Below are 12,701 nucleotides of genomic sequence, written 5' to 3' on the forward strand. Positions count from 1 at the left end.
ACGCCGCGTGGCGCTGCCGCCTTTTTCTGTTGCGATGACATCCCCCAAACCGGACCCTCGGCGCCGTTCCTACTGGCTCAAGACACTGCACGAGTGGCACTGGGTCAGCTCCGCGCTGTGCCTGATCGGCATGCTGCTGTTCGCCGTCACGGGGTTCACGCTCAACCATGCGGGGCAGATCGAGTCCAAGCCGCGCATCGTGCGTGGCGAGGCGGCATTGCCCGATGCGCTGCGCGTGCAGTTGGTCCAGCAGCAGGCCAGCCAGTCGCGCGACCGGGCGCCCGTGCCTGCGCCGTTTGCGGACTGGGTGCGCGGCCAGTGGGGCCTTGAGGCCGAGGGCCGCGAGGCCGAATGGACGGCCGACGAACTCTATGTCTCCCTGCCACGCCCCGGCGGCGATGCCTGGGTGCGCGTTGCCCTGGCCGATGGCGAGGCCGAATACGAGCGCACCGACCGGGGCTGGATCGCCTATCTGAACGACCTGCACAAGGGCCGCAACACGGGCGCCGCCTGGAGCTGGTTCATCGACATCTTTGCCGCAGCCTGCCTGGTGTTCACCGTCACGGGCCTGTTCATCCTGAAGATGCATGCAGGCAACCGCCCCTTCACCTGGCCCATGGTCGGCATGGGGCTGGTGATTCCCATGCTGCTGGCCCTCCTGTTGATCCACTGAGAACCGAAAGAGCCTTGATGAATCCGCACTTCTCTCTGCGCTACACCATGGCGCTTGGCGCCTGCCTGGGCGCGGTCCCGGTCTTTGCCGCCGGCCTGAACGTGGGCGTGGAAATTCCGCGCCTGGATGTCGCCGAATACCACCGCCCCTACGTGGCCGTGTGGATCGAGCGCGCCGACGCTTCGGTGGCCTCCACGCTGTCGGTCTGGTACGACGTGAAGATGCGCAATGCCGAAGGCACGAAGTGGCTCAAGGACATGCGCCAGTGGTGGCGCCGCACGGGCCGTGACCTGACGTTGCCGATCGATGGCGTGACCAGCCCCACGCGTCCCGTGGGCAAGCACCAGCTGAGCTTCACCGAAGGCGCCAATCCCTTCGCCAAGCTGCCGCCCGGTGAATACAAGCTCGTGGTCGAGGCCGCGCGCGAAGTCGGCGGCCGCGAAGTGGTCACCGTGCCCTTCAAGTGGCCCGCGGCCAAGGCCGAGCAACTGAGCGCCAAGGGCAGCAGCGAGCTGGGCGAGATCAGCGTCGAGCTCAAGCCTTGAATTTGAAAGCCGCCGAGGCGCTGTGCGCCTTCTCCCTCACGAGGGGGACGACGCCATCGCCGCGGGGCGGCCAGGCCCTTGCTCGGCACCCCTGAGCTGAGCCCTGCATGTTGGTGGGCCACGCATCTTGCGGGGGATCCACGTGCCAGACCCATCCATGAACCAAGGAGATTTTTTCATGAAGTCCAAGACCCGCTTTGCCGTCCGTCTGGCTGCCAGCCTCGCCATTGCCTGCGGCGCCTTCCAGGCCGCGCAGGCCCACAACCTGTGGCTGCTGCCCTCGACCACGGTGCTGTCCAAGGCCGAATGGATCACAGTGGATGCCGCTGTCTCCAACGACCTGTTCTTCTTCAACCACGTGCCGCTGGGCCTGGACAACCTCGTTGTCTCGGCGCCGGACGGCTCGGCCGTCGCGCCGCAGAATGCCCATCGCGGCAAGCTGCGCAGCGTGTTCGACCTGGACCTGCAGCAAAGCGGCACCTACCGCCTGGCCATCGTCAACGACGGCCTGTTTGCCTCCTGGAAGGACAAGGCCACGGGCCAGAACCGCCGCTGGCGCGGCTCGCCCGAGAAGTTCGCCGCCGATGTGCCCGCCGACGCGCAGGACCTGAAGGTGACCCAGTCCGTGGGCCGCATCGAGACCTTCGTGACCGTGGGCAAGCCCAGCGCCGTCAAGCCTTCCGGCAAGGGGCTGGAGCTGGTGCCCGTGACCCATCCCAACGACCTGGTCAAGGGCGAGAAGGCCACCTTCGCCTTCCATGTGGACGGCAAGCCCGCCGCCAACCTGGAAGTCGTGCTGGTGCCCGGCGCCACGCGCTACCGCGACAACAAGGGCGAGATCAAGGCCACGACCGACGCCAAGGGCGAGTTCAGCGTGACCTGGCCCAACGCCGGCATGTACTGGGTGGATGCCGATGCCCAGGACAGCAAGACATCGCTGCCCCAGGCCAAGGAGCGCCGCCTGTCCTACGTGGGCACGTTCGAGGTGCTGCCCTGAGCCTTGCGTCCCCACCCGGGGCTCCGTCTGCGCCCGCGCCCGTGCGCGTGAGCTTCGCGCCCGCCCTGTTGCAGGGCAGCGCAGGCCGGGGCCTTGCCGCGCCTGTGTCCACAGGCGCGGCGTCCTTTGCCGTCTCCGGCTACGCGCCGCAGGCCGTGCGGCGGGCAGACCCCGCCGCGCTACAAACACTCACCGGCGAGGCCATGGGCACGACCTGGAGCGTGCGCCTGCACAACCCGGATTTCCGCCCGCTCGATGAGGCGCGCCAGGCCATAGAGGCTGCGCTGACCCTGGTCGTGCGCCAGATGAGCAACTGGGAAGCCGACTCCGACATCTCGCGCTTCAACCGCGCCGAGCCCGGCAGCTGGCATGCACTGCCGCCCGAATTCTTCACCGTGCTGACCTGTGCACTCGATTGGGCACAGGCCAGCGGCGGCGCCTGGGACCCTACCGTGGGGCCGCTGGTCGATCTGTGGGGCTTCGGCCCGCGTGCGGAAAAGTCGCAGGGCGCCGGCATCCCCGATGCCGATGCGCTGCGGCGGGTGCGCGAGCGCGTGGGCTACCAGCGCATCGTGCTGGACCTGGCAGGCCGGCGCGCGCTGCAGCCCGGCGCCGTCCATGTGGACTTCAGCGGCATCGCCAAAGGCTATTCGGTGGACCTGGTCGCCGAGCGCCTGCAGGCGCTGGGCCATACCGATTTCCTCGTCGAGGTGGGCGGCGAGCTGCGGGCCTGTGGTCAGCGCCCTGGCAACCAGCCCTGGCGCGTGGCCGTGGCCAGCATGGCGGACCAGTCCACGCCGCTGGCGCTGCCGCTGCGCGACATGGCCATCGCCACCTCGGGCGACCACTGGCATGCCTTCGAGCAAGGCGGGCGCCGCTACTCCCACACCATCGATCCGCGCAGCGGCGAGCCCGTGGCGCATGGCCTGACCAGCGTCACCGTGCTGCATGCCGAATGCATGCAGGCCGACGCCCTGGCCACCGTGCTCACCGTGCTGGGGCCGCGCGAGGGCCTGGACTTTGCCGAGCAGCGCGGCGTGGCGGCGCTGCTGTGCGAGCGCACTGCCCAAGGCCCTGCCATGGCGATGACAACGGCTTTTGCCGCGCTGCTGCCGTGAGCGTTTCCTTCCATTTTTCCGCCGTGTAGATTTCCGGTCCTCGCCATGACCTTGTCCGAAACCGGGCTGCGCGTACTCGCAGCCGCCGTGCTGGTCCTGCTCTATGCGGCCATGTGCGCCGCCATCTGGTGGCGTGAGCGCCGCCAGCGCATGCGGACCCTGCAGGAAGCGGCTGCGCTGACCAGCGCACGCGAGGGCGCGCTTCCCCTGCTCGTGGCCTATGCCAGCCAGACCGGCCAGGCCGAGGAGCTGGCGCGCGAGACCGCCCGGCTGCTGCACACGGCCGGAGAAAGCGTGCACCTGTGCGCCCTGGATGCTGTGGATGCCGACTTGCTGGCGCGCACGCAAAGGGCGCTGTTCATCGCCAGCACCTATGGCGAAGGTGACCCACCCGACAACGCGGCGCTGTTCCTGGCGCACGCCATGGCGCAGGCGCAGGACCTGTCCCATCTGCAATACGGTCTGCTGGCGCTGGGCGACCGGCAGTACGCGCAGTTCTGCGGCTTTGGCCGCGCGCTGGACAGCTGGCTGCGTGCCGGTGGCGCCCGGCCCTGGTTCGAGCGCATTGAAATGGACAACGGCGCGCCGCAGGCGCAGACCGCCTGGCAGCACCAGCTGACCCAGATCAGCAGCCTGGGCGACATGCCGGCATGGGAGCAGCCGGTCTTCAGCGAATGGACGCTGGCCGCGCGCCGGCACATGAACCCGGGCAGCGCAGGCGAGCCGGTGTTCCATATCGAGCTGCAGCCCCCTGCAACGGAGCCCGCGCTGTGGGAGTCCGGCGACCTGGCGCAGGTCTGCATTCCTGCGGACCCGCAGCATCCGCGCGAGTACTCCATCGCCTCCATCGCCCAGGATGGCTGCGTGCACCTGCTGGTGCGCCAGGCGCGGCGCGAGGATGGCTCGCCGGGCCTGGCCTCGGGCTGGCTCACGCAGGGCGCGCCCCTGGGGGCAGCCATCACCCTGCGGCTGCGTGCGCACCGCAATTTCCGGCTGGAAGACAACCTGCAGCGCCCGCTGGTGCTGATCGGCAACGGCACGGGCCTGGCCGGCCTGCGCAGCCACCTGCGCGCGCGTGCTGCGGCGGGTCTGGGTCCCAACTGGCTGCTGTTCGGCGAGCGCAATGCGGCGCACGACCGGCTGTACGGCGACGAACTTCAGGCATGGCGCGATGGCGGCGTGCTGCAGCGCCTGGACCTGGCCTTCTCGCGCGACCGCAGCGAAGGCGCGCCGCGCGGCTACGTGCAGGACTTGCTGGCGCAGTCCGGCGATGTCTTGCGCCAATGGGTGGCGCAGGGCGCAGCCATCTACGTGTGCGGCAGCCTGCAGGGCATGGCCCAGGGCGTGGACCAGGCGCTGCACGCCGTGTTGGGCAAGGCGCAGATGGAGCTGCTGGTGCGCAGCGGCCGATACCGGCGCGATGTGTACTGAACGCCGCTTGCGCCAGCGCAAAGATGGGCCCGGTTTGCTCCTAGGAACGTAGCATCGGCACGACAGATAAATCCTATTGCGCTCATGAGAATGGAAATGATTCTCAATGTTCATATAATTTCGTTACATATCCCCATCCCATCGCATAACCAATCATTTCAAAGCGAGTTGCACGGGCCTCCCGGCCCGTTTTCCGTTTCTGGAGTGTTTGCATGTCGTATCGCGATCTGCGCGGAGTTCTTCCGTCGCGTCCTTCCCATCTGGCCCTTGTGGTGGCTGCCGTCTGCGCTTCGGGCGCCGTCTCTGCACAGACGGCAACAGGCAATGCCGCGCCCGCCACGGAGCTGCGCGAAGTCGTGGTCTCCGCCTCGGGTTTCGAGCAGGACATCAAGGAGGCACCGGCCTCCATCACCGTCATCCCGCGTGAGGAACTGGCGAAGGGCCGCTTCGGCAGCCTGACCGACGCGCTGGAAAGCGTGGAAGGCATCGACGTGGGCGCCCCCGCAGGCAAGACCGGCGGCCTGAACATCAGCATCCGCGGCATGCCCAGCGACTACACGCTGGTGCTCATCGACGGGCGCCGCCAGAATTCGGCCGGCAATGTCACGCCCAACGGCTTTGGCGAGACGCAGACCAGCTTCATGCCGCCCATCGGCGCCATCGAGCGCATCGAGGTCATCCGCGGCCCCATGTCCACGCTCTACGGCTCCGACGCCATGGGCGGCGTGATCAACATCATCACGCGCAAGGTCGGCAAGACCTGGACGGGCAGCGTCAGCGCCGACTACACGCTGCAGCAAGAGTCGGAGTTCGGTGATGTCAAGTCCGGCAAGTTCTACCTGAGCGGCCCCATCAAGGAGGACCTGCTGGGCCTGTCGATCCGCGGCAGCACCCAGCGCCGGGCCGCTTCGGACATCACCTATGCGGGCGCCAACGGCCAGCCAGCCGTTCCCATCATGGGCGGCAACCCCGTCAAGTCCGAGATCAACAACCTGGGCCTGCGCCTGGCGCTCACGCCCAACAGATACCACGACATCACGCTGGACCTGGACTCGGGCCGCCAGACCTATGACAACTCGCAGGGCCAGTTGGGTACGCTGGGCACGGGGGGCTACAGCCCCGAGCAGAAATACAACCGTGACCAGCTCACGCTAGCCCATACCGGTCGCTACGGCTTCGGAACCTGGGACACCAGCTTCATGGTCAACCGGACCGAGACCATCGGCCGGACCATTCCCCGGGGAACCCCGGGCGCGACGCCAGGTGCCGCGCGCACGCTGGAGGTGGAAAGCAAGGTGCTGGACAGCAAGCTGGTCCTGCCCTGGGGTGCCCACCTGACCACGCTGGGCGGCCAGTGGTGGGATGCCGAGATGAAGGACGGCGTGGCGCCGAACAAGTTCGCCTTCACGCAGAAGGCCCTGTTTACCGAAGACGAATGGAGCCTGACCGACGCCTTCAAGCTCACCATGGGCGCGCGCTATGACCGCCACAGCCTCTTCGGCGGCAAGCTCAGCCCGCGCATCTACGGCGTGTGGAATGCCGCGCCGCAGTGGACCGTGAAGGGCGGCGTCAGCAACGGTTACAAGACGCCGCGCGTGGAACAGCTGGCGCCCGGCATCAACGGCTTCGGCCAGCAGGGCCGCCTGCCGCTGGTGGGCAGCCCCAACCTCAAGCCCGAAACCAGCCGCACCACCGAACTGGGCGTCTATTTCGACAGCCCCACGGGCTTTGCAGGCAGCGCCACGGTGTTCAACAACGAGTTCAAGGACAAGATCACCAGCGGCCCGGGCCTGATCAACTGCGACTTTGCGGCAGCGCCCAACCGCCCCGGCTGCGTGAGCTTCGGCGACTGGCCGCTGGTGGATGCCTTCGGCCAGTCCATCAACGTGGACGAGGCCGTCACGCGCGGCCTGGAACTGAGTGCGCGCATGCCGCTGGCCCAGGGCTGGAACGCCAGCGCCAACTACACCTTCACCAAGAGCGAGCAAAAGAGCGGCCCCAACCGGGGCAACCCGCTGAGCGACACGCCCAAGCATGCGCTCAACGCCCGCCTGAACTGGGAGCCGGGTGCCCAGTGGAACCTGTGGCTGCGTGCCGAGTACCGCAGCGAGCGCTACCGTGACCCCGGCACCAGCGCCAGCTCCCAGGCCGCCAAGGCCGCGCTGGGCAACTACAAGGCCTATACCCAGTTCCACCTGGGCGGCAGCTACCGCGTTAGCAAGCAGTTCACCATCAACGCGGCCATCTACAACCTGTTCAACAAGGATTTCGTGGACTACCAGCCGTACAACGTACCGGGCCAGGTCCAGGGTACCGTGATCTTTGGCAACCGCTACGCGAACAACCAGGAAGGCCGCCGCCTGTGGGTGTCTGCCAACTACGAGTTCTGAGGCGGGTTCCGGGGCGCCTGGCTGGCCTGCATGCGTGAAGGGGCCAGCCTGACCAGCACCTGCAGCGTGCGGTTCAGCGGCACGGGCACGCCCAGGGCCTCGCCGCGCCGCACCACGTAGCCGTTCAGGTGATCGATTTCGCTGGGCTTGCCCAGCGCCAGGTCCTGGGCGGTGGATGAGAACTGGCCCGGCATGGTGGCCGGCAGGCCCCGCACGGCAGCGGGCACGTCGCCGGGCAGGGCCACGCCGTCGGCCCTGGCCACGGCCAGGCATTCGGCCACCACGTCGTCCACCACGTGCGCCACGCCGGGCGCCTGCACCAGCGGGCCGTAGGGCAGCTGGCACAGCGCCGACAGCGCGTTGTAGGCGCAGTTGATCACCAGCTTGGCCCACAGCGCGCCGCGCACGTCGGGCGATACCTGCACGGCAATGCCCGCCTCGCCAAATTGCCGGGCCACCTGTTCGCTGAGTGCAGAGGGCGCGATGACCAGCTCGCCACGCCCGAAGTGGCGCACATGGCCCGGACCGGCCATGGCCGTGGCCACATAGACCACGGCGGCCGCCACGGCAACGGACGGGCCCAGCACGGCGCGCACGCGCTCGTCGTTGTCCACGCCGTTTTGCATGGTCAGCACCAGGGCGCCCGGCGCCAGGTGCGGCTGCATCTCGCGGGCCGCTTCCTCGGTGGCCGTGGACTTGACGCAGAACATCACCACATCGGCATCGCGCACGGCGCTGGCCTCGGTCGATGCCTGCATGGGCACCTGGATGTCCAGCGCCGCCGTCTCCAGCCGCAGGCCATGCTGCTGCACGGCCTGCACATGGGCGGGACGGCCAATCAGCGTGACCTGGTGGCCGGCGCGTGCCAGCAGTGCGCCGAAATAGCAGCCCACGGCGCCTGCGCCCATGACGGCGATGCGCAGCGGCGCGGTGGGGGAGGAGGGGCTGGCGGAAGAAGCGTCCATGGTGCGAATCGGATAGGCCTTTGATGGCGCCCAGTCTAGCCAGGCTGCCGTCAAGGCCCCATGCTGTCTTCCCTGCCGAGGGGCACTGTGGACTTCAGGCCGTCCTCATGCCGTGCTCATGCCGTGCTCATGCCGTCTGCAGGCACAGGTACTTGGTTTCCAGGTATTCCTCGATGCCGTGGCGCGAGCCCTCGCGGCCCAGGCCGGACTGCTTGACGCCGCCGAAGGGCGCGACCTCGTTGGAGATCAGGCCGGTATTGATGCCCACCATGCCGTACTCCAGGGCACGCGATACGCGCCAGATGCGGCGGTTGTCGTTGGTGAACAGATAGGCGGCCAGGCCGTAGATGGTGTCGTTGGCGCGGCGCACCACCTCGTCCTCGTCATGGAAGCGGAACAGCGGCGCCAGCGGGCCGAAGGTCTCTTCCTCGCAGACCCGCATGCTGTCGTTCACATCGGCCAGCAGCGTGGGCTCGAAGAACAGCTTGCCCGGCACCGGGCGCCTGCCACCGGCCAGCAGGCGTGCGCCCTTGGACAGCGCGTCGGCCACATGGCTTTCCACCTTCTGCACGGCGGCCTCGTTGATCAGCGGGCCATGCGTCACGCCGGGCTCCAGCCCGTTGCCGACCTTGAACTCCGCCATGGCCCGCGCCAGGCGGCGGGCCAGTTCGTCATGGATGCGGTCGTGCACATAGATGCGGTTGGCGCATACGCAGGTCTGGCCCGCGTTGCGGAACTTGGAGGCCAGGATGCCCGCCACGGCCTGGTCGATATCGGCATCGTCAAACACGATCAGCGGTGCATTGCCGCCCAGCTCCAGCGACAGCTTCTTGACCGTGTCGCTGCACTGGCGCATCAGCAGCCGCCCGGTGGCCGTGGAGCCCGTGAAGCTGAGCTTGCGCACCACGGGGCTTTGGGTCAGCGCCTGGCCGATGTCCTGCGGATGGCCGGTCAGCACCTGGAACACACCGGCTGGAATGCCGGCCTCCTGGGCCAGCACGCCCAGGGCCAGGGCCGTGAAGGGCGTGCTTTCGGCCGGCTTGACCAGCATGGTGCAGCCGGCGGCCAGCGCCGGGCCGGCCTTGCGCGTGATCATGGCGGCCGGGAAGTTCCAGGGCGTGATGGCGGCGCACACGCCAATGGGCTCGCGCAGCGTGAGCAGCTGCTGGCCGGCCGTGGGCGACTGCAGCAGTTCTCCGTCCACGCGCTTGCCTTCCTCGGCAAACCATTCGATGAAGGAGGCCGCGTAGGCGATCTCGCCGCGCGCCTCGGCCAGGGGCTTGCCCTGCTCCAGGGTCATCAGCCGCGCCAGATCGTCCTGGTGCGCCAGCATCAGGTCGAACCAACGGCGCAGGATGCCGGCGCGCTGCTTGCCCGTCAGCGCGGCCCAGGCGGGCAGGGCGCGCTGTGCGGCGGTGATGGCGGCTTCGGTCTCGCCGGCCTGCAGGGCGGGCACCTGGCCCAGGCGCTCGCCCGTGGCGGGGTTGAAGACGTCGATGGCGGGGCCGGAGCCCACGGCTCGCCAGCCCTCGGCGAGCAGGCAGGCCTGGCGGAACAGATCGGGGCGTTGCAGTGAAAGACTCATGGTGCAGCAGGGTGTGGCTGGGATGGGGATTCAGGCGGCGACTGGCTGGGACGCGCTCTGGGTGATGGCGCTGTCGATGATGTCCAGGGCCCTGGCGAACAGCGGCTGTGGAATCGTCAGCGGATAGAGAAAGCGGATGGCGTTGCCGTACAGGCCGCAGGTCAACAGCAGCAGGCCCTGCTCCTGCGCGTGCCGGACGACGGCGGCCACGCGCTGCGCGTCGGGCTCGCCGCTGCCGGGAAGGCGGAACTCCACGGCCAGCATCGAGCCCAGGCCGCGCACGTCGGCAATGCCGGCATCCTGCGCCTGCAGGGCTTGCAGGCGCGCGCGCAGCTGGTTGCCCAGTGCGTGGGCGCGCTCGCACAGCCGTTCTTCATCGATCACGTCGAGCACGGCATGGGCTGCGGCCACGGCCAGCGGGTTGGCGGCATAGGTGCCGCCCAGGCCGCCGGGGTGCGGCGCGTCCATGACGGCCGCGCGGCCCACCACGCCCGAGATCGGCAGGCCGCCGCCCAGGCTCTTGGCCATGGTGATCAGGTCGGGCTGCACGCCGTAGTGCTCCATGGCGAACAGCTTGCCCGTGCGAGCGAAGCCGGTCTGCACCTCGTCGGCGATCAGCAGCATGCCGTGCTGGTCGCACAGCTGGCGCAGGCCGGTGAACAGGGCGGCAGGCACGGGGTGAAAGCCCCCTTCGCCCTGGACGGGCTCCACGATGATGGCGGCCACGCGCTGCGGGTCCACCGAGGTCTTGAGCAGCATGGCAATGGCGTCCAGCGACTGCTGCACGCTCACGCCCGCCTGCTCGCTGGGGAAGGGGGCGTGGAAGACTTCGCCCGGCATGGGGCCGAAGCCCTGCTTGTAGGGCGCCACCTTGCCCGTCAGTGCCATGCCCAGCTGGGTGCGGCCATGGAAGGCGCCCTGGAAGGCGATCACGGCCGAGCGGCCCGTGGCATGGCGCGCGATCTTGACGGCGTTCTCCACGGCCTCGGCGCCCGTGGTGAAGAAGGCGGTCTTGGCCGGGCCGGCGATGGGCGCCAGCGCATTGATGCGCTCGGCCAGCGCAATGGCGCTTTCGTAGGGAACGATCTGGAAGGCCGTGTGCGTGAAGCGCTCCAGTTGCTGCTGCACGGCCTGGACCACGCGCGGATGGCGGTGGCCCGTGTTGAGCACGGCAATGCCGGCCGCGAAATCGATGTACTGCCGGCCCTCGGCATCGGTCAGCAGGGCATTGTCGGCCTGCACGGCATGGAAGCCGCACATCACGCCCACGCCGCGCGGCATGGCGGCGTTGCGCCGGTTCTGGAGTTGCTGGTTCGGGGAAGAGGCGGTGGCGCTGGACATGAGAGGGTTCTCCGTTGATGGGGATGCAAGGCTTCCCGTTATAGTGGCCATTGGTTCCATGACTGGAGCCATCTTTTGAAAAGATGGTGGTGCCAATTGAGCGCGCCTCCACCTCCACCTCTATCCTCACTCCACCAAGGCAGGCATGGCAAAACCCTCCGTGTGCGCGGATCTCATCCTCCAGATGGACTGGCGCGGGCTGGGCGGCGACCGCACCCATCTCAACCGGGGCCTGTACCTGGCCATCCGTCAGGCCATAGACAGCGGGGCCCTGTTGCCGCGCAGCCGTCTGCCTGCCTCGCGTGACCTGGCGCGCGAGCTGGGCGTGTCGCGCAACACCGTCAACCACGCCTATGAGCAGCTGCAGGTGGAGGGCTATGTGCGCAGCCAGGTGGGGCGGGGCACGCATGTGGTGGACACCCTGCCTGCGGCCTTGCTGCTGAGCGGCGGGCGTGCGCCCGCACGCCGCGCCACCGCCGCGGCGCCCGCACCGGGCGGCGGCCTGTCTGCACAGGCGCAGGCCCTGCTGAAAACGGCCCAGGCCTCCGAGCAGCAATGGGGCGCCTTCATGCCCGGCGTGCCCGACGTGACCGAATTTCCGCGCGCCACCTATGCGCGCATCCACAACCGCCTGCTGCGCCACGCCGGGCCGCAACTGCTGACCTACGGCACGCGCGGCGGCGTGGACGCGCTCAAGCAGGCCCTGGCCGAGCACCTGCGCGTGGCGCGCTCCGTGGACTGCGGGCCGGGCCAGGTGCTGATCACCGAAGGCGTGCACCAGGCCATCGACCTGGTGGTGCGCAGCCTCGCCGATCCCGGCGACTGCGTGTGGATGGAGGAGCCCGGCTACTGGGGCATTGCCAACGTGCTGCGCATGCAGCACGGGCTGCACCTGCACAGCGTGCCCGTGGACGAGGAGGGCATGCAACTGCCCGAAGGCCTGCCCGCGCCCCGGCTGATTTTCGTCACGCCCTCGCACCAGTATCCCTTGGGCGCCGTCATGAGCATGGCCCGGCGCCGTGCGCTGATTGCCTATGCGCGCCGCGTGGGCGCCTGGATCGTGGAGGACGACTACGACAGCGAATTCCGCTTCTCCGGCAGTCCCGTGCCCAGCATGCAGGGTATGGAGGAAGGTGCGCCCGTGATCTACATAGGCACCTTCAGCAAAACCCTCTATCCGGGGCTGCGCATGGGCTACATGGTGCTGCCACCGGCGCTGGCCGAGCCCCTGCGGCGCATCCATTCCGAGCTGTACCGCGAGGGGCACCAGCTGCCGCAGCAGGTGATTGCCGAGTTGATCACCGAAGGCCACTACGCCGCCCACATCCGCAAGATGCGCCTGCTCTACGGCAAGCGCCGCCGCATGCTGCTGTCCCTGATCGAGCGCTACCTGGGCGCCGACCACCTGCCCTGGGTGGAAAGCAGCGCAGGCCTGCATTTCGTGATGCAGCTGCCGGGCCAGGACGACGATGTGGCGCTTGCCGGGGATCTCCGGCAGGCGGGCATCTTCGTCAAGCCGCTGTCGCGCTATTACGCAGGCCCGCACAAGCGGCGCGGCCTGCTGCTGGGATACGCCTGCGTCTGCGAGGAGGAGATCGGTGCCGCCTTCTTCCGTATGCTGGCGGTGCTCGCAGCCCGGCATGGCCGGGGCTGAGG

The 12,701-nt window shown here is 68.7% G+C and carries 10 protein-coding genes; 7 read left to right on the forward strand and 3 right to left on the reverse strand.

Going from position 1 to position 12,701, the window contains the following annotated elements:
• Positions 1-34: 34 nt before the first annotated feature.
• The 6 genes from LGR64_RS04980 (at position 35) to LGR64_RS05005 (ending at position 7,154) form a co-directional block, all read left to right on the forward strand.
• The gene (locus tag LGR64_RS04980) at positions 35-673 is read left to right on the forward strand and encodes a PepSY-associated TM helix domain-containing protein (RefSeq protein WP_230355035.1); all 639 of its coding nucleotides are present in this window, start codon (positions 35-37) and stop codon (positions 671-673) included.
• A gap of 17 nt (positions 674-690) precedes the next feature.
• A complete protein-coding gene (locus LGR64_RS04985) occupies positions 691-1,218 on the forward strand; it encodes a DUF2271 domain-containing protein (RefSeq protein WP_034396360.1) in 528 nt (175 codons plus the stop codon).
• A gap of 178 nt (positions 1,219-1,396) precedes the next feature.
• Positions 1,397-2,215: a DUF4198 domain-containing protein gene (locus LGR64_RS04990; RefSeq protein WP_230355036.1), complete on the forward strand. Its 819-nt coding sequence runs from the start codon at positions 1,397-1,399 to the stop codon at positions 2,213-2,215.
• A gap of 41 nt (positions 2,216-2,256) precedes the next feature.
• Entirely contained in the window at positions 2,257-3,333 is a 1,077-nt protein-coding gene (locus tag LGR64_RS04995) for an FAD:protein FMN transferase (RefSeq protein ID WP_230355037.1), read from the forward strand.
• Positions 3,334-3,378: 45 nt separating this feature from the next.
• Complete coding sequence (locus LGR64_RS05000) at positions 3,379-4,764, forward strand: sulfite reductase subunit alpha (RefSeq protein ID WP_230355038.1); 1,386 nt, start codon at positions 3,379-3,381, stop codon at positions 4,762-4,764.
• Positions 4,765-4,976: 212 nt separating this feature from the next.
• On the forward strand, positions 4,977-7,154 hold the full coding sequence (locus LGR64_RS05005; protein WP_230355039.1) for a TonB-dependent receptor domain-containing protein: 2,178 nt from the start codon (positions 4,977-4,979) through the stop codon (positions 7,152-7,154).
• Here the strand turns inward: LGR64_RS05005 and LGR64_RS05010 are convergent.
• The 3 genes from LGR64_RS05010 to gabT form a co-directional block, all read right to left on the reverse strand.
• Positions 7,142-8,119, reverse strand: coding sequence for a ketopantoate reductase family protein (locus tag LGR64_RS05010; RefSeq protein WP_230355040.1), 978 nt, complete (start codon positions 8,117-8,119; stop codon positions 7,142-7,144). The two genes, LGR64_RS05005 and LGR64_RS05010, sit on opposite strands and share 13 nt — an antisense overlap.
• A gap of 127 nt (positions 8,120-8,246) precedes the next feature.
• On the reverse strand, positions 8,247-9,704 hold the full coding sequence (locus tag LGR64_RS05015) for an NAD-dependent succinate-semialdehyde dehydrogenase (protein WP_096913723.1): 1,458 nt from the start codon (positions 9,702-9,704) through the stop codon (positions 8,247-8,249).
• A gap of 30 nt (positions 9,705-9,734) precedes the next feature.
• On the reverse strand, positions 9,735-11,045 hold the full coding sequence (gabT, locus tag LGR64_RS05020) for a 4-aminobutyrate--2-oxoglutarate transaminase (protein WP_071956548.1): 1,311 nt from the start codon (positions 11,043-11,045) through the stop codon (positions 9,735-9,737).
• A 145-nt stretch (positions 11,046-11,190) separates the two neighbouring features.
• Here gabT and pdxR point away from each other — a divergent pair, with 145 nt between their 5' ends.
• Positions 11,191-12,699: a MocR-like pyridoxine biosynthesis transcription factor PdxR gene (pdxR, locus tag LGR64_RS05025; RefSeq protein ID WP_230355041.1), complete on the forward strand. Its 1,509-nt coding sequence runs from the start codon at positions 11,191-11,193 to the stop codon at positions 12,697-12,699.
• The last annotated feature ends 2 nt before the right edge of the window (positions 12,700-12,701 follow it).

This window comes from Delftia sp. Lp-1, from assembly GCF_020523835.1.
Classification (GTDB): domain Bacteria; phylum Pseudomonadota; class Gammaproteobacteria; order Burkholderiales; family Burkholderiaceae_C; genus Comamonas; species Comamonas acidovorans.

Coding starts and splice junctions, on each gene's coding strand:
- LGR64_RS04985 (WP_034396360.1), top strand. CDS start 691: ATGAATCCGCACTTCTCTCTGCGCTACACCATGGCGCTTGGCGCCTGC.
- LGR64_RS05005 (WP_230355039.1), top strand. CDS start 4,977: ATGTCGTATCGCGATCTGCGCGGAGTTCTTCCGTCGCGTCCTTCCCAT.
- LGR64_RS04980 (WP_230355035.1), top strand. CDS start 35: ATGACATCCCCCAAACCGGACCCTCGGCGCCGTTCCTACTGGCTCAAG.
- pdxR (WP_230355041.1), top strand. CDS start 11,191: ATGGCAAAACCCTCCGTGTGCGCGGATCTCATCCTCCAGATGGACTGG.
- gabT (WP_071956548.1), bottom strand. CDS start 11,045: ATGTCCAGCGCCACCGCCTCTTCCCCGAACCAGCAACTCCAGAACCGG.
- LGR64_RS05010 (WP_230355040.1), bottom strand. CDS start 8,119: ATGGACGCTTCTTCCGCCAGCCCCTCCTCCCCCACCGCGCCGCTGCGC.
- LGR64_RS05015 (WP_096913723.1), bottom strand. CDS start 9,704: ATGAGTCTTTCACTGCAACGCCCCGATCTGTTCCGCCAGGCCTGCCTG.
- LGR64_RS04990 (WP_230355036.1), top strand. CDS start 1,397: ATGAAGTCCAAGACCCGCTTTGCCGTCCGTCTGGCTGCCAGCCTCGCC.
- LGR64_RS05000 (WP_230355038.1), top strand. CDS start 3,379: ATGACCTTGTCCGAAACCGGGCTGCGCGTACTCGCAGCCGCCGTGCTG.